The organism is Prevotella sp. E13-27 (genome assembly GCF_023217965.1).
Lineage (GTDB): Bacteria > Bacteroidota > Bacteroidia > Bacteroidales > Bacteroidaceae > Prevotella.
In genome coordinates this window covers 575,368-593,191 of record NZ_JALPSC010000002.1, presented here as the reverse complement: position 1 = coordinate 593,191, position 17,824 = coordinate 575,368, and the positions used below count along the sequence as shown (strand labels likewise).

The 17,824-nt window shown below is 40.3% G+C and carries 16 protein-coding genes and 1 tRNA gene; 10 read left to right on the top strand and 7 right to left on the bottom strand.

Translation table 11 applies throughout. The features are described from left to right. Nucleotides 1–10 precede the first annotated feature (10 nt). From M1L52_RS11415 to M1L52_RS11395, 5 genes are all read left to right on the top strand, one after another. Nucleotides 11–898: a glycosyltransferase family 2 protein gene (locus M1L52_RS11415; protein ID WP_248615133.1), complete on the top strand. Its 888-nt coding sequence runs from the start codon at nt 11–13 to the stop codon at nt 896–898. An 80-nt stretch (nt 899–978) separates the two neighbouring features. Further along, nucleotides 979–2,181 (top strand): glycosyltransferase family 2 protein, encoded by a 1,203-nt coding sequence (locus tag M1L52_RS11410; RefSeq protein WP_248615132.1) that lies wholly within the window; start codon nt 979–981, stop codon nt 2,179–2,181. Between the two features lie 2 nt (nt 2,182–2,183). Then, nucleotides 2,184–3,356, top strand: coding sequence for a glycosyltransferase (locus M1L52_RS11405; protein WP_248615131.1), 1,173 nt, complete (start codon nt 2,184–2,186; stop codon nt 3,354–3,356). 21 nt (nt 3,357–3,377) lie between these two features. Further along, nucleotides 3,378–4,934: a lipopolysaccharide biosynthesis protein gene (locus tag M1L52_RS11400; protein WP_248615130.1), complete on the top strand. Its 1,557-nt coding sequence runs from the start codon at nt 3,378–3,380 to the stop codon at nt 4,932–4,934. Nucleotides 4,935–4,938: 4 nt separating this feature from the next. Beyond that, the gene (locus tag M1L52_RS11395) at nt 4,939–6,117 is read left to right on the top strand and encodes a glycosyltransferase family 4 protein (RefSeq protein WP_248615129.1); all 1,179 of its coding nucleotides are present in this window, start codon (nt 4,939–4,941) and stop codon (nt 6,115–6,117) included. Nucleotides 6,118–6,123: 6 nt separating this feature from the next. On the opposite strand, the gene M1L52_RS11390 is transcribed toward M1L52_RS11395, so the two are convergent. Then, the gene (locus M1L52_RS11390) at nt 6,124–7,089 is read right to left on the bottom strand and encodes an ATP-grasp fold amidoligase family protein (RefSeq protein ID WP_248615128.1); all 966 of its coding nucleotides are present in this window, start codon (nt 7,087–7,089) and stop codon (nt 6,124–6,126) included. A 119-nt stretch (nt 7,090–7,208) separates the two neighbouring features. Here M1L52_RS11390 and M1L52_RS11385 point away from each other — a divergent pair, with 119 nt between their 5' ends. Then, complete coding sequence (locus M1L52_RS11385) at nt 7,209–8,117, top strand: glycosyltransferase family 2 protein (protein ID WP_248615127.1); 909 nt, start codon at nt 7,209–7,211, stop codon at nt 8,115–8,117. A 32-nt stretch (nt 8,118–8,149) separates the two neighbouring features. After that, on the top strand, nt 8,150–8,848 hold the full coding sequence (locus M1L52_RS11380) for a ComF family protein (RefSeq protein WP_248615126.1): 699 nt from the start codon (nt 8,150–8,152) through the stop codon (nt 8,846–8,848). Nucleotides 8,849–8,894: 46 nt separating this feature from the next. On the opposite strand, the gene M1L52_RS11375 is transcribed toward M1L52_RS11380, so the two are convergent. Beyond that, the gene (locus M1L52_RS11375; RefSeq protein WP_248615125.1) at nt 8,895–9,740 is read right to left on the bottom strand and encodes a glycosyltransferase family 2 protein; all 846 of its coding nucleotides are present in this window, start codon (nt 9,738–9,740) and stop codon (nt 8,895–8,897) included. 139 nt (nt 9,741–9,879) lie between these two features. Here M1L52_RS11375 and M1L52_RS11370 point away from each other — a divergent pair, with 139 nt between their 5' ends. Further along, the gene (locus M1L52_RS11370; RefSeq protein ID WP_248615124.1) at nt 9,880–10,875 is read left to right on the top strand and encodes a glycosyltransferase; all 996 of its coding nucleotides are present in this window, start codon (nt 9,880–9,882) and stop codon (nt 10,873–10,875) included. A gap of 41 nt (nt 10,876–10,916) precedes the next feature. Here M1L52_RS11370 and M1L52_RS11365 read toward each other — a convergent pair whose 3' ends face one another. The 4 genes from M1L52_RS11365 to M1L52_RS11350 form a co-directional block, all read right to left on the bottom strand. After that, a complete protein-coding gene (locus M1L52_RS11365) occupies nt 10,917–12,056 on the bottom strand; it encodes a glycosyltransferase family 4 protein (RefSeq protein ID WP_248615123.1) in 1,140 nt (379 codons plus the stop codon). 218 nt (nt 12,057–12,274) lie between these two features. Next, nucleotides 12,275–13,306 (bottom strand): glycosyltransferase family 2 protein, encoded by a 1,032-nt coding sequence (locus M1L52_RS11360; protein WP_248615122.1) that lies wholly within the window; start codon nt 13,304–13,306, stop codon nt 12,275–12,277. A 12-nt stretch (nt 13,307–13,318) separates the two neighbouring features. Further along, a complete protein-coding gene (locus M1L52_RS11355) occupies nt 13,319–14,470 on the bottom strand; it encodes a glycosyltransferase family 1 protein (RefSeq protein WP_248615121.1) in 1,152 nt (383 codons plus the stop codon). Next, the gene (locus M1L52_RS11350) at nt 14,467–15,624 is read right to left on the bottom strand and encodes a glycosyltransferase family 4 protein (RefSeq protein ID WP_248615120.1); all 1,158 of its coding nucleotides are present in this window, start codon (nt 15,622–15,624) and stop codon (nt 14,467–14,469) included. The genes M1L52_RS11355 and M1L52_RS11350 overlap by 4 nt, the downstream gene beginning before the upstream one ends. A gap of 191 nt (nt 15,625–15,815) precedes the next feature. On the opposite strand from M1L52_RS11350, the gene M1L52_RS11345 reads away from it, so the two are divergent. Beyond that, a tRNA-His gene (locus M1L52_RS11345) sits at nt 15,816–15,892 on the top strand. A 108-nt stretch (nt 15,893–16,000) separates the two neighbouring features. After that, nucleotides 16,001–16,681 (top strand): YraN family protein, encoded by a 681-nt coding sequence (locus M1L52_RS11340; protein ID WP_248615119.1) that lies wholly within the window; start codon nt 16,001–16,003, stop codon nt 16,679–16,681. Between the two features lie 216 nt (nt 16,682–16,897). On the opposite strand, the gene M1L52_RS11335 is transcribed toward M1L52_RS11340, so the two are convergent. After that, nucleotides 16,898–17,815 (bottom strand): 3-phosphoglycerate dehydrogenase, encoded by a 918-nt coding sequence (locus M1L52_RS11335; protein WP_248615118.1) that lies wholly within the window; start codon nt 17,813–17,815, stop codon nt 16,898–16,900. Between the last annotated feature and the right edge of the window lie 9 nt (nt 17,816–17,824).

The window sequence follows — 17,824 nt, the reverse complement described above, 5'->3', positions numbered from 1 at the left end:
AAAAAAAGATATGCAACAAATCACCAAGGCAAAGATTTCAATTATTACCATCAATTATAATGGGTTCAAGGACACCTGTGAATTAATTGAAACATTACCTTTAGAAGATGAGGCTTTAGAGGTAATTGTAGTAGATAATGCCTCCAAAACAGATGAAGCCACGCTAATTAAACAGCGCTTTCCAATGGTGACGGTTGTTCGCAGCGAGAAGAACCTAGGATTCGCTGGCGGTAACAACATTGGAATAAAAGTTGCTAAGGGCGACTACTTGTTATTTCTCAACAACGACACCGAACTCAAGGAGGACTGGAACACCAATGCTCTGATTCAGCGATTGCAATCAAACGAACATATTGGTATGGTCTGTCCTAAGATCCGTTTTGCATGGGGCTCATGTCCTATACAATTTGCAGGTTTCACGCCCTTGTCGCGTATCACCATGCGCAACAAGGGTATTGGTTATAATGAGGAAGAGCGAGGCCAATACAATACAGCCCACCCCACTCCATATGCCCATGGTGCAGCAATGATGATCAAGCGAGAGATTATTGAGAATGTTGGTCTAATGCCTGATTGCTATTTCCTATACTACGAGGAAATGGACTGGTCAATGATGATTAGACGCGCCGGCTATGAGATTTGGTACGAGCCCGCCTGTACCGTTTATCATAAGGAAAGTCAGGCTACCGGTCAGAACAGTCCACTCAAGACATATTACATCACTCGCAACCGTCTGCTTTATGCCAAACGCAATCAACCAATCCGCTATCGTTATCTCTCCTATGCCTATTTGCTGTTTATTGTTACATTTCGCGACCTGATAAAACATGCGCTCAATAAGCGTACAGATTTATGTAAAGCTATCTTCTCTGCAATTTGGGACTTCTGCCGCATGTAAATTTGAACAAAAAAAAGAAGCACAATGCATTTGCTGTTTAAAATATTTTCGTTACTTTTGCACAAGATAATCAATAAACTATGAATTATTGGTGGATACTATATTTGATTGACGGTTTTCTATTTGTCACTTTAGGAATAGAAGTGATATATATACTTATACTATCTATAGCATCACTTTTTAATCAGCATAGCGAGATAACTAAGGCAAAAAAGCAGAACAGATTCATTATCTTAATTCCTGCATACAAACAAGACAAAGTCGTAATGCAGACCATTAATTCTGTTCTTGGTCAAACTTACCCACAACGCCTATTCGATATTGTTGTCATATCAGACCACGAAGAAGAGATGACCAATATGCGTATCGCACAGGCACCTGTAACACTTCTTACGCCCGACTTTGAAGAGAGTTCAAAGGCAAAATCCATGCAATTTGCTATTCTGAACCTTCCTCAGTTTAAAATCTATGATGCAGTTCTTGTACTCGATGCTGGAAACATTATTGAACCTGAATATCTGGAACAAGTTAATGACGCATTTGAGACTGCCGGAACAAAGGTAATTCAAACTCACCGTTTGTCAAAGAACCGTGATACATCAGTAGCGCGCCTTGATACCATTTTTGAGGAAATAAACAATTCCATTTTCCGGCGTGGGCACAATGCACTTGGACTGTCAGCGGCACTTAATGGTTCGGGAATGGTTTACGACTTTGAATGGTTTAAGATCAATGTTATGAAATGTCGTACAGCGGGTGAAGATAAGGAGCTTGAAGCAATGCTGTTAAGAGACGGCATTTATATTGACTATTTCGACAACATTCATTTATACGACGAGAAGACTCGCGAAATAAGTAGTTTCAATTATCAGCGTGGTCGTTGGGCTGCTACACAACTACATGCTGCAATAAGCAATTCACGCTACTTTTTCCCTTCACTTCTTAGCCGTCGATATGACTTTGCGCTTAAAATACTCCAATGGTGGTTACCTCCAAGAACCATTCTAATCGGCATCCTCTTAATAATGAGTAGTATACTACCACTCATATATTTCTCACTTGCAATAAAATGGTGGATTATAGGTGCCATACTCATGTTTGCATTCTCTTTAGCAACACCAGATCAACTTGTTGACGAAAAGTGGAATCGTGACTTTCTTTATGCTCCATTGCTTATTCTTTGGGGGTTGTTCAATATACTTCGAGTTATGATCATTGAAACAAGGACTCGAGTTAAGTCTGCAAAGGATTCTATTAATAGTGTTATTCCGCGTAAGAGCTAAATATGACTTGGCACATTATACATATCATCGATATAATCCTTTGGATAATAACAGCAGGCTCTGTGGGTTATGTTATGTTATTCGCGTTAATGTCCCTCTTTAGAAAGAAGCAATTAAAAACATACGAAAATACTCACTCTGCACATAGTCGTTTTGCAGTCATCTATCCTGCCTACAATGAAGACAGCGTAATTCGTAATTCAATAGAGTTTTTTCTTCATCAGGACTACCCCATTTCACTTTTTCATCTTGTAGTAGTTTCCGACCATATGCAACCATCTACCAACGAATGGCTTGCATCACAACCGCTGCAACTTTTAAAGCCAGTCTTTGAAAAGAGTTCCAAAGCGAAAGCGCTACAATATGCTATCAAACAACTTGAAGGCTTAGATTTTTCACATATAGTCATCCTTGATGCAGACAACGTTGTTGATTCTAACTTCCTTACCAAACTTGACTCCGTTTGCCAACAGGGTTATAACGCTATCCAATGCCATCGCACAGCCAAGAATTCTGATAATGACGTTTCAGCTCTTGACGGATTAAGCGAAGAGATAAATAACACCATATTCCGCCGCGCCCACAACAATATTGGTCTATCTTCAGCCCTTATTGGTTCTGGTATGTGTTTTGACTACCAATGGTTTGCCACACATGTCAACATGCTGTCTACAGCTGTTGAAGACCGTGAGTTAGAGACATTCCTTGCGAAACAGAACATCTATGTAAAATACGTAGAAGATATTCTGGTATATGATGAGAAGGTGAGCAACAAAGACAACTTCCAAAGTCAGAGAATGCGTTGGATGACCGGCCAAATTCAAGCACTTCTGCAAATGTTGCCTTACCTCTTTACCGCATTAATCAAAGGTAATATCAACTATATAGACAAGACCATTCAGCAAGCACTTATTCCTCGTAGCATTTTGTTGGCTACAATACCTTTTATGGCGCTGATTATGACAATAGTACATCCTCTCTGGAGCATTAAGTGGTGGGCTATGCTTCTGTGCTTATGCATATCACTTCTTATTGCCATTCCATCCAGACTCCGCACAACAGCAATGTTTAGAAAGTTGTTGTCGTTCCCTAGCTTAGTATGGCGCCTGTTAAAGAACATAGCACATATGGACCATAAGAATACGGATTTCATCCATACATCCCACGAGAAATAGGACATTGTAATACGAAACCATATGGGAGAACGAGTACACAGAAGTATCTTGAATATTAAGGTGGGCATGGTTTTCTACATGCTCTCCTTAATTCTTGCTTTCTTTTCCCGCAAGATATTCCTCGATTGCCTTGGTGCTGAGTTCATAGGTCTGACAGGTATGTTGATGAACATAATGTCATTCCTCAGCGTTGCAGAGTTGGGCATAGGAACCAGCATCATCTACTTCCTCTATAAGCCTCTGCAAGAAGACAACCATCAGAAAATCAACGAGGTAATGTCAATGTTAGCCTACCTATACCGATGCATTGGCTTTATCATCGGCACTTGCGGTTTCATAGTCAGTTTGTTTTTCCCTTGGTGGTTTGGCAACCTTACGACTGGCCTGCCACTGGTCTATTTTGCTTTCTACTCTTTTCTTGCATCGAGCATCTCAGGTTACATATTCAACTACAAGCAATTACTTGTTAATGCAAACCAGAAGCAATATCTTACACAATCCTATTTCCAGACCATTGGTATTGTGCAAAGTATAGTACAAATATTGCTGGCCTATTACTACCGCAACCTATGGTTATGGGTAGTTACCGGATTGGTTTTCACTATTGTTGGCATCATGGTTTTCAACATACGTATCAGACAACTCTACCCCTGGCTCAACATCAATCTGTCTAATGGGCGTAAGAATTTGAAACAGTATCCTGAAGTCCTTAAGAAAACCCGTCAAATTTTCATTCTAAGGATAAAGGACTTTATTCTGAATCGTAGCGATGAATTACTTGTTGGAGCATTCGTTTCGGTAACAAAGGTTGCATTCTACGGAAACTATTACATCATCATCAGCAAGCTAGTCTTTTTGGTTAATATTTTGGAGAACGGCTTGAGTGCTGGTGTAGGCAATCTGCTTGCCGAGAATAATGAAAGAAACACGATGAAAGTGTTTTGGGAGATGACTGCTACACGTTTCTTCATAATGGGTATGGTAATTTTTCCATTAATACTATTTATACAGCCTCTCATTGCTTGTTGGGTAGGTCCTGAATATAAGCTTAGTTCACTCATTGCCTACTTGCTTGTTTTCAACTTGTTCTTAAAGCTCCAATACTCAACTGTTTACATTTTCATTGGTGCATCTGGTCTCTATGGCGATGTGTGGGCATCATGGGCAGAATTAATTATCAACTTGGCTGTTACACTCGCTTTAGCGCCCTTCTTCGGGATTGTAGGCATTTTGCTTGGCAAAATCATCAGTCTCTCCATATTCAATGTCTTTTGGAAGCCCTATTACCTTTTTTCAGAAGGCTTTCACAAAAGTGTTTGGCTTTTTTGGCGTCCCATGATGGTATATTATGGTATATTTGGACTATTTACCATCCTTGCCATTGTTCTCAAGACCCTTTTCGTTGACAATCATGTTAATTCATGGTCTTCACTTATTATCTATGGACTTATATTGTTATTGCCAATGCTATCTTTTTACTTCTTGTCACTATTCACATGTACTCAAGGCATGAAATACTTCGTAGCACGCAAGCCAAGTATTTACAATACTATTTGCAAACTTACATTCCAATCATAATGTTATGAAGATTGCTATTTTAACCTGCGGAATGCTCCCTATCCCCGCTGTTCAAGGAGGTGCTGTAGAAAACCTGATTGATTTTTATCTGGAGTATAATAACAGAATGAAACTTCATGACATAACAATTTATAGTCCATGGAACAGCAAAGTAGAGATGCACCCAGCCCTTTCTTCAGATGTTAATCACTATCATTATATAAATGTCGATAATCTGAAGGCAAGAATAGAACGAAGAATCTTTAAGTTTTTCCATTCGTCCAAAGACTATTACAACTATTTTATAGAATATTATTTTGAGAGAGTTTATTCCGACTTAAAGAAAAAGAATTATGACTATCTTCTATTAGAGAACTGTCCTGGTTATGCTTATAAGCTCTCACAAAGAGGATATAGGAATCTAATATTGCACCTTCATAATGACTTACTCAATTCAACATCCAAATATCATGAAATAGTATTTCGCAGTCTGTCCAGAATAATAACAGTCTCAGACTTTGTCAAAGAAAGAGTCTCTACCATTCAGCCTGACGACAAGATTAAAACAGTCCTTAATGGCATTGACTTAACACTATTCTCTCCCCAAAACAGCTCACTCATCAGTCGCGAAAAAATAGGGTTCACGAAAGAAGACTTTATTGTGGTTTATAGTGGACGCATCAATAAAGACAAAGGTATTTCTGAATTAATCGATGCCTTACTGCAACTCAAAGCTCTCCCAAAAATAAAACTAATGGTCATGGGTAGCTCATTCTTTGACAATGCAAATAATGAGGACACTTTTATCTGTTCGTTGAAAGAAAAGGCTAAGAGTATTGATGAGAAAATCGTATTTACGGGATTCATACCATATAACAATGTACCCTATTACTTGCAGTTGGCAGACATTGCCGTACTTCCATCCATGTGGGAAGAGCCCTTTGGACTTACGGTAGTTGAGGCGATGGCTATGGGGCTTCCACTCATTACCACACGTAGCGGTGGAATACCAGAAATATGCAAAGGGATTGCTACTATAGTGGAAAAGAGCAACATCGTCAACAACCTTTCCATAGCCATTCTCGACCTCTATAAGCACCCTGAGAAGCGACAACAAATGTCCAACGCAGGACTTGAGCGAGCTAAGCTCTTTGACAAAGAGAAATATGCTAAAGATTATTTTGCTGCGATTGAAGATCTATAACGACTCTCATTTGACAGCCTTTGGCAGTCGAATCTTGTCACCTACCATGCGTTGGAACTTCTTGGTGAAGTGATTGTTCATGCCTGAGAAGGCAAAGAAGGTCATTTCGCCAAAATAGATTTTCCCCTTAACATTATAGAGATCGACACGTACCTGTGGAAATCCTTTTGCAATAATCTCTGCAATTTCTATCATCCGTTCTAAGTTCTGTGGACGAGGAACATCGCGATAGTTCACGCCACTATCGGCCAGATACTGCCGCATTGGTTGCCAGACATGAATATCATAGAGGTCGTAAATAGTCTTCGTACCACCGCTACCACTTTCCAAACTGCGATCGTAGCACACCATATCATATTGAGCCTTGCCATCGATACACCGTATCTTATGGTCTACAGTCGTTTCTGAAGAAAACTCCTCACTATTGTCCATTTCTATCAAACTCTCAGCCATAATGCGTGGTTTGATAGATGTATAGTGAGGCTCGCAAGAATCATAGCCATACCAAATTGCTACATGCTTGTTAAGGAAGTCAATGACTTTCTGCCGGTCCATCTTGCTCTTATCTCTGACAATGACCGTGCTGCCACAATCGTGAGTACATTTCAACACAAATTTCTCTGGCAAAAGGTCAAAATCAATCTCTTCTGCTTTATTCCAAACTCCATAACAGTCCGTTAGGATGTCCTTCAGACCAAGTTCTTCAATGTGCTTTCTAACCTCATATTTATCAGTAAACTCAGACCACTTCGAAGTATCCGTATATACTTCCATCCATGTCAACTTCTCATTCAGTGTACGAGGATTCTTCCAAGGGAACTTTCTCCTGTAGAATCTATTCCACTTCATATCAAAGGCCTTCTTTGGGTCCTGTGCAACCAGCTTACGCCACTGCTCCGTGAACTGTATATAACGATCAAAATGCCATGCCTTGTATGTCCTGATGGGATGCAATAGCGACCAAAGGCGCATTTTGGTTTTATAAGAAAGATTCATAATTCTATTTTTTTATTTGCAAAGATACGATATTTTTTTTCAATCGTTATGCATTATCCTTTTTTTTATATATTTTTGCAACAAAAAGTATAGAAATGGTCAAGGTCAGTGTAATATTACCAATTTATAATGTAGCTCCATATCTTGAAGAAACATTCGAATCGCTTATCCACCAATCGTTAAGCGATTTCGAAATTATTGCTGTTAATGATGGTTCAACAGACCATAGTGAAGAGATTATCAAAAAGTATCAGCAACAAGACGCAAGGGTTATATTTTTCTCCCAAAACAATCAAGGACAGTCGGCTGCCAGAAACCTAGCACTGCGCCACGCTCGAGGGAAATACATCTATATGATGGATTCCGATGATATTCTGAGTAATCCTAATGCTTTACAGATTTGTTACGACTATGCTGAAAAGAACCAAGCAGATTTTATCTTCTTTGATGGCGAATCATTCTCGGAGGCAAAAAAACATCGTACTTCATGGAATACGAAACGGACTCATCTTGTTGAAGAAAATACAAGATATGACGGAAACTATATGCTAAATCTTATGCTCGACACTCAAGCACACAATTGTGTTGTGTGGCTACTCTTTATCAGAAGAGACTTCATCAAACGTATTGGTCTTCGCTTCCATGATGGCATCATCCATGAAGATGAGTTGTTCACTACAATTCTAACATTAAGTAGCGACAATATTTTCTGTTTAAGACAGAACCTTGTAGGGCATCGCATCAGGACAGCCTCAACGATGGGTATCAGTTTCTCAAAGCGAAATCTTAACTGCTATCTCACCGTTGCTGATCAATTACTTCATTTCAGCAAAGCCCCCATCATACACAAGTTCCTGCGTTACACACTCAGTAAGGTATTCTATACTGGCCATTTGATACCTTTTAAACAAAAGCCTGCTGTCTTCTGGCGAGCCCTCACTTCAGGTTATTTGAAATACATCGGACTAAAATCCACATTGGTATTTTGGTTCAAGAGACATTAGCATTGACAACTAAGAACACGTCAAATTGAGTCATGAAGTCTAGTCTCTTTACTTGGATTATCGACCTATTGTCACCACGTATATGTGCTGGTTGCTCATGCCGTCTTTCTCTTAACGAATCAGTACTCTGTTCCACCTGCTTGCTTCACATTAGTCGCACAGGATATGAACTCAATGCTACTGATAACAAAATGGCTCGTTTACTTTGGGGACAATTCCCTATTGAGCGATGCGCTGCATGGGCATTCTACAAACCAGACACAGAGTTTGCAAAGATGATTCACTCCATGAAATATCAGAATCGACCTGATATTGCCTATTCTCTTGGTGTCATCATTGCAAGAGACTTCGCCCCCCACGGGTTCTTTGAAGGCATTGACGCTATTGTTCCAATACCACTAACAAAGGAAAGGTTGCATGAGCGAGGATACAACCAAAGTGAAGAGTTTGCTAACGGATTATCAGAAAGGACTGGAATAAAGATTATCACCGATATAGTACAACGAACGTCATTCACAGATAGCCAGACTCATCTGAACTATTATGAACGACGTGATAATGTTGAACATGCATTTACCTTAACCAATCATCATGCCGACATTAACGGCAAACACATTCTTCTCGTAGATGATGTATTAACTACTGGAAGCACTATGACTGCCTGTGCGAAACAGTTGTCTCAGATTCCAAATCTACGAATCAGTATATTAACAATCGGCCATGCAAATTAACATAGAGTACTATAATACTAATTATTTTCAGATGAAAAGCTCTATGTTATATAAGATTATCTTCTGAATCTTCATAATGATTAGTGGAATGGAAGATACGAGTAATACCCTTCATCTGAACCTTAACATGGTCTATGAAACTTTGCCACATCGACTGGTTGCCAATTGTTCCATAACCTGTAACAGGACGAGCCTTACGATTATAGAGAAATGCTATCTTCCCGAATCTTTTTAATTCAAGTGCCAACGATCCATCCTCACCACGACGAATATCTGTGCGAATTGTACATTGGCGAGCATAGTCCGCATTGAACGCGAAGGTCATACCACGAATATTTAATTCAGGACGTTTGAAATGTTGTACCCAAAAGAAAGTATCACGTATAAACTCAAACAAAAACAGGCTGAAAGGAGAATGACTTTCATCAGGATAAAAACTCCAAAAAGTACCCACACAAGAAACATCCGTTTTCGTCAATTTACACATCATCTTATCAACATAGCATGAAGGATAGAAAGTATCGGCATCAATAAAAAAATGGTATTTGCCTTTAGCATGCAATAATCCACATTGACGTGCGTAACCAGGACTTTGTTTTGTCTCGTTATAATAAGGCAAACATAATGATTGATATATTTCTTCTGTCCTATCATTTGAGTTATTATTAACACCTAGTATCTCAATAGGATATTTTGTTTGCAACTCACTTAATGACCACAAACATGCAGCCAATCGACACTCTTCGTTGTACGCAATAACTACAACGGAAACCAACGGCTCTGTGCTTTGCAGCCTTTGGAGTTGTTTACGAATAATTTCAATAGTATTTTGAGGAACCTCACCAAAAGGTTTCCCATAGATTGTCAAGTATTTTTCATACCATTTTTCCATAGTCATTATATCATAGACATCGCAAAGATAATAAAAAAAAGCGAAACAATTATTTTTCAAGCGTAAAATTTGGCATATTCCCTCAAAAACGATATATTTGCAAAGCAAAATTGCTATTATTACTAATCGATTAACAAAAATGATTGACTTAAGCATTATCATTCCCATTTACAATGTAGAGAAATACATTCGCCCATGTATTGAAAGTATTTATCGGCAAGGACTTAACGAAAACCAATTTGAAGTAATCATTGTTAATGACGGTACCAAGGACAAGAGCATGGAAATGATTGCAGATATCATTCCAGCCCATAGCAATATTACTGTTATCAATCAAGAGAATCAAGGTCTTTCAGTAGCCCGTAACAATGGGATTGCCATAGCCAAAGGAGAATATATTTTGATGCCTGACTCAGACGACATGCTGATTGATTATAGTGTGAAGCCACTTCTAGAGAAGGTATTAGCCGAGAAAGCAGATATCATCATGGCAGACTTTGTACAAATGAACGATGAAGAAATAAACAACATACCACAGCATCCCATCAAACAACAAGAGGCATTCAAGACAACAGAGATTTCTGGAAAAGACATACTGTACGAGAAATATTGCCGCTGGTACTGGCGCTCCGTCTATCGGAGAAAATTCTTGCATGAAAACAACATTTCGTTTGTTCCTGGCATATATGCGCAAGACGTGCCATTTACCAACGAGTGTTTTCTAAAAGTAAAAAAATGTCTTAGGACTTCATGGCTTTTAAATATTTACCGAAGAGGGCATGAATCTGCAGCCTCCAAATATAGTCTAAAAAGATCTAACGATACCTCCATAGCCATCCGAAAATCATGGGAGCTATCGAGGTCATTATCTTTGTCGCCAGAAACAGCCTATCAGCAAGACGATTTACTTTTTTCTATCTTCTATACACATATTTGCGCCATAGCATGCGGACATCTGCGAAATTTTTCCGAAGTCTGTCAGGCTATAAACTTTTTGAAGGAACAAATACCGCATCTAACATTCAACCACGACAAAAGACAACGGATGTGGGCGTACATGTACAATCAACTACCTCTCACCGTTTTTGCATTCATCATCTACAGCAAGCAAATGCTTTTGAGGAAGCTTAAATGAAAAGCCCTCCCTGCAATTGAGATGCGTTCGAGGCATCCTCATTACTGTTTATTACTCTGCTTCATCAGGCTTTCAAATAGTTCGTGCCATTTAGGCATAATGTTGTCAGCAGAATAGCGCTGGGCATTTTGGACAGCTTTCTTACCCATCTGTTGGCGTAGTTCTACATTCTCTATCAACTGACAAACACGCTGAGCAAAAGCCTCTATATCCCGATCTTTCACCAAGAAGCCATCCTCACCATCTGTTATAATTTCTGATGGACCATATAGGCAGTCGAAAGCAACCACGGGCAACCCACATGACATTGCCTCAGGCATGATGAGCCCAAAAGGTTCATAGACAGAGGTAAGCAAGAGCATAGAACTGTCGAGATAGCGACTAAATATATCAGCCTCGGCAGGATGAAGGACTATATTAAGCTGGCGACGAACAATTATTGACGAAAGCTCATCGTGCAGACTACCCTCTCCATAGATGTCGAGCTGCCAATCAGGAAAGCGTTTTTGAACCATAGCCCATACGTCGAGAAGTTCGAAGAGTCCCTTCTGCCACTCTAATCGACAAGGATAAATAGCCTTTTTAGCTGTAAGCGTACTTAGGCGTCCCGTATTATTAAGATGAACGATATTGGGGATAACAACCACTTTTTGAGTAAAACGTCCCCACTCTTTTGCATCGCCATGTGTAAGCGACACTATGGTATCGGCCTTGCATAGCTGACGGTTAATCCTATTTGTGTTGAGTCTTTTCATAATTGATTCTTTTTCGAAGTTATGACCACAGTAAGATATATGAGACTCAACGACAATTGGTATACGTTTCTTCACAACTTTTCGAACCAAATTATACAACGAAGAAGGCTGAACACAAACGATGACATCAGGCTTTAACGAAGCAAGTTGGCTGACTAAGCGTTGACGGAACAAACAGTGCATCTTATAAAGATTCCAGCTACGACGCAAAATACTATAACGATAACAATGGTGAAAAGGAGTGGCTAAGTCAATGTGGCGAACACAAGTATTTAAGGGATAAGCAAAGGGGTGAGTCCCTTGGCTAGTGGTCAGCAAAATGACATCGTAGTCAGCGTTGGAAAGGGCATTCAATTTATCAATAATAACACGTTCTAAGCCACCAGTAATGGCAATAGATTCAATAACATATACTATTCTGTACATGAAATAGACCTTTAAAAATCTTATGAATGAATACGATGAAGAGAATCAAATATATGGGACAATTTACTTACAATACGTTCCATATTAAAGTAGTTATGTCTGACATATGAAATATTAGTCAGATAGTTAAAAGGTGCGATTAACATCAAGGAAAAATTAATATCGAAATCATTTATTGTTATTTTGAATTCTACAAATTTCAATAGTAAAAAAACAAATTACCCCTTATTATGGTGTAATGTCATTTTCATCAAAGTCACCGAAATTGATGAAGGTAATATACCAAGAGAATAGAAAATCAAATTCTTAGTCCTCAATCCTTTCAGCATAAGAGTTTCAGCGAAGGAGAGCGGTGATTTCATTACATCACGAATCTCACGAGCTGTGAAAGAAGGTGAAATCAATGACCTGTTGCGCAAGATTGACTGACACATAAAGAAATGGGTCTTCATCACCTTTAGCATTCGCTTATGAAAGTAAGGTTTGTTAGCAATCCTGTTACTATTGCGCTTCACTATAGCCATCGCACTGATAACATCCTCTATTTCCTTCTTTTCTATACGACTGCGTTTCTGAAAATTTGACGCAGAATTGACGCGACAATAGTAATGATAGGTAATGTCTGGAAGAAGTACGGCACGATTAATATATGTAGGCAGATCAGTAGTCATAGCAAAATCTTCCCAATAACTAACCGATGGGAAACGTAACGCATTCTTTCGAAATATGTCTATATCAATAAGCATATTCCAAACCATAGCCGGCAGATTACCATAAGAATCATAAGCCCAAGAGGCAAACTCATCCTCCTGCAAGAATTTTTTTGATTCAAATCGAAACGACACATGCTTCACTTCATCGCCAAAGGTTTCTATTCGCTCATAAGATCCATATACGATGTCTGCATTATATCGTTTAGCATTATCATAAAGCAATTCAATAGTATTCGCTTCTATTGTATCGTCAGCATCCATAAAATAAAGATACTTTCCACTGGCAGTATCAAGTATTTTGTTTCGCGCTTCGCCTATCCCCATATTTTGAGGCTGAGATACAATACGAATATCACAACCACGAGGATGCCTTGACTGCAGATCTCGAACGATATCCATAGAAGCGTCTGTTCCGCAATCATCAAGCACAAGGAATTCTATACTAGGAAATGTCTGAGCCAATGCAGACTCCAACGTCTTGGAAATGTATTTTTCTACATTGTAAACTGGTATTCCAATCGTTACGTAATATTCCATATTAATTATGTCTTATTTAATGTCAATGGCACCCACGACTTTCTGCATCTGTATTTTCCATGTAAGATGTTCAACCGTTTTACGAATCTCTTCGGGCTTCTTACTAAAGTGGTCTATGAAGTCAATAATCTGTTGGATGTCAATGGGTGACTCGTCAGCAGGAGCCTTCAAAACGTAAGGCTGCTGGTCAAAGTCGCTATCTTGCTCGCTATAGATGAAAGGAATACCTCGAGTGGCATATTCTCTATTCTTCAGGGTTTTGATGACTGTAATACCACTACGATGACGTCCTAGTGAACCAATGGCAAACTGACATTGATTAAACACTTCATCCAATTCGTTGCCAAAGAGTGTTCCGTGAAAAATAATCCTGTTTGAGATATTGTACTTGTCGATAAGTGTTTGGAAGCCAGGAGCCTGTGGAAGGTCGTGCATATAGTCAGGATGTACTCCTCCCACGATATGGAAAAAGACTTCACGCTTTCCACCTTGCTTGTAATATTCGCCGATGCCTGCTACCAGACGATCAAAGCCGTGCCAGAAATGTACCTCGGCTACTCCAATGAGATGGAGTTCTGATGATTGATGGCTGATAGTTGATGGCTGATAGAGCGGAATACTATCGAAATCAACACCATTGCTGATGCGGATTGTACGTTTACCAAAAATCTCTTCTGCATCGGAAAAAGTCACTACAGCATCCTGCTGACGGTATAGTTTGCAACGATAATGTTTGTCCAGCCACAGGTCGAGTTTCATATTCCAATCACTACTTCCTGTGAATTCTTGGTCATAAGGATAGGTAGGTATCTCTGTCACCGTCTTAATGCCAGCCCGTTTCAGTTGCTTGAAGAAACGGACAAGCCAAGGATTGGCATTCATAAAGCAACGGGCATAGACAAATTCTATCTTTTCTCGAAGACAATAGTCAAAAATGCAACCATAGTCCATTCGCTGGCGAAATCCTGCCCATTTCCCTTTTCCATAGTCTTTGATTATCTCACCATCGACAAAGCGACAACGGTGCCCATCGTTATTAAAGTCATAATAACATAAACGCACATCATGCCCATTTTCTTTCAGACCTTTCACCTGATAGTGTATCTTCTTCGAGATACCACTATGTTCAGAGAATCCGTGATATACCAAAAATAATATCTTCATCGTACTGTACTTTCAAATAACTGTTTCCAACATTCTGCAATAGAACCTATACTAAATCGCTGTACGTTTTTAATTCCGTTAGCAGCCATTCTGTGACGAAGGTCTTCGTCCCCCATCAGTCGAATCAAGCTGTCAGATAAAGCTTCCACATTACCATTTTCTACCAACGAACCGTCATTGCCATCGGAGAGAATGGAACGAGGTCCCCATGGACAATCAAAGGAAACGACAGGCAATCCGCAGGCCATAGCCTCAGTAAGCACCATACCAAAACCTTCGAAACGTGAACTGAGTACAAAAATACCGCTATTAATATACTCGGTCTCTACATTATCTGTACGTCCGTGCAACTCACAGCGCGACCTATCTATGCGCAAATCCTCAATCAGCTGATTGTAGGGTATGCGGTCACCATCACCATAAACATCCAATCGCCATCCGTCAGTTTGTTTCTCCACCAATGCCCACGCCTGCAGAAGCAGGTCAATACCTTTTTCATGAGAATAGCGAGCAACTGCTACAACACGTTTTTCCGTAAGAGGACTAACCGTCTTAGGATATAGCGACAACGGATCAGGAATAGCTACAACATTGTCTAGTTCAACCCATGCTTCGCGATCTTTCTCCGTCAGGACGACAAGCTTATCTAGACGGCACAAATGAGCGACTAGATTATGTGACCAATATTTGGCAAAAAGACGTTTGACTAATCCCACATTCTGAGTGCTGAAATTACGATAGTTGGCACGGTTTATGTGCAACTCTCCAATTTTGCGACTACCATCGGGGATATCATTAATGAAATTGATTTCGCGGCGCAAAAGGCTAACGGTAATATCAGGACGAATACTCATCAGCTCTTTGGTCAGCGCTTTTTTGAATTGGCGTTGCTTTTTAAGATACACAAAAACCTTCTTAATAAATGAGCAAGTCCAAAGCTCCTCGAAACCTATATTAAGATTCACCACCTTAATCTTATTCGATAATGGATAAAAAAGAGGTTTATCTTTACCTTCTGTCAGAATGATTGTAATATCATAACCAAAGTGTTCAGCAAAATAATTGGCCTTAAGCGTCAGCACACGCTCAACGCCACCAGCCATATAGAGGGCAGGTGTGCAATAAACAATCTTATATTTCTTTTCTACTGACATACTTTAGTATTCGCTCACTTTCATCTGCAAATATAAGAAGATTATTTCAAATAGACATACTTTTTTTCATAAATCACATTACTTTTTGCAGATTGTTTAAAAAAAGCTTGAAAACATTTGGCGATTCCGAAATTAATACTTACCTTTGCACTCGCAAAACCGAAAGGGGATGCAATTGACCATTTAAAATGGTGCCCGTAGTTCAGTTGGTTAGAGCGTCAGATTGTGGTTCTGAATGTCGACGGTTCGAGTCCGTCCGGGCACCCCAACAGGAGACATCGCCGAAAGGCAATGTCTTTTTTTGTGAGTAGTCACAAAAAGTCCTGTAAGTAACAACTTGCGGGGCTTTTTTAAAAAAGAAAACCTAAGCTGCACAATGACATTAAATGATGTTTACGAACTACGTCGTCAAGGAGTCATAGAGGACGCCTACAATGCTGCTCGCGAAGTCTATGCCCACGACAAAAGGCCTCAAGCCTCAAAGGCGATGTTCTGGGCTGCTGTTGACATGCTGAGACAAGAAGTTAGCAAAAGAAACATCACAGAAGCAGAGAAAATCTTCAAGGCAATTGAACGACTACTGATAAATATTGGTAGCCCAGACGACAACATGACTGATGCCATAAAAAGATGTGGTACCATGCTTCACAAAGAAAGGCAAAATGCAGACTCGAAGAACAACTTCTCTACCCCAACTCACCATCAGACAGGCGTCTGGGGCGAAGAAATGGCTGTCGCTTATCTGAGAGAAAAGGGCTATGTAATCCTTGAGCGCGACTGGCACTCATCCCATCGTGACATTGACATCATTGCCCAACAGCGTGACTGCATCGTGTTCGTTGAAGTGAAAGCGCGCCGCAACAACGACCTCATGGAGCCAGAACAGGCAGTTGACTACAAGAAACAGCGCAACCTGCGATACGCTATCAATCACTACTTACATTATTGCAGTGAAGGCTGTCTCTGGCGCTTCGATGTCATCACCGTTATAGGACAGCCTGGTTGTACGAATCCACAAATCAATCATATAGAAGACTTTGCATTGTCAAGAAGATAGCAAAACAATAAACGCAGTGTTTAGAAAGAATACGTACAGCGTTTAGTAAGAACACATACAGCGTTTAGTAAGAACACATACAGCGTTTAGTAAGAACGCCACAAGTAATTAGTAAGAACGCTAAAAAACTACTTATTATTTTTTAAAAAAAGTTACACAGAAAAGGATGACCTCATCTGTGTAACTTTTTTATTTTTACAATCCAGAAGTTAACGTTTATTTGTTAACTTGAAACTTCGTGTCACCGCTCTTGAAGAAAGCGTTAATCTGACAAGCTGCTGCGATACCTGCATTGGTGTTTGCCTCGGCTGTCTGAGCACCCATCTTCTTAGGTGTTGAGAAGTAACGACCCTCGAACTTAGCGAACTCGTCGTTGGCATCGGGCATAATGTCGGTGACGAACTTCAGATCCTGACGCTCCTCCATGAGCTTGAGAAGCTCAGGCTCGTTGATAACCTCTTTGCGAGCGGTGTTAACGAGGATGCCCCCTTTCTTCATCTTGCCAACAAGAGCGTAGTTAATGCTCTGCTTGGTCTCAGGAGTAGCAGGGATGTGGAGTGAAACGACGTCACACTGCTCGAAGAGAGCCTCCTGATTGGCAACAGCATGAACGCCAGCCTTCTCGATGACCTCTGCTGGGCAGAAAGCGTCGTAGGCATAAACGTCCATTCCGAAGCCCTTGGCTATGCGAGCCACGTTGCGGCCTACGTTGCCGAAGGCAAGGATGCCGAGCTTCTTACCCATGAGCTCTGTGCCTGCCTTACCATTGTAGAACTGACGTACAGCGAAGACGAGCAAACCAAACACGAGCTCAGCCACAGCGTTGGCGTTCTGGCCAGGAGTGTTCTCAGCCACAACATTATGGGCTGTAGCTGCTGCGAGGTCGATGTTGTCGTAGCCTGCACCGGCACGAACGACAATCTTCAGCTGTTTGGCAGCATCGAGTACCTCGGCATCGACCTTGTCGGAACGGATGATGAGTGCGTCAGCATCCTTGACAGCGTCGAGCAGCTGTGCCTTCTCAGTATATTTCTCGAGCAGAGCCAACTCATTGCCTGCTCCTTCTATCTCTTTGCGAATGCCTTCTACAGCAGCTGCTGCGAAAGGCTTCTCTGTTGCAACTAATACTTTCATAATTATCAA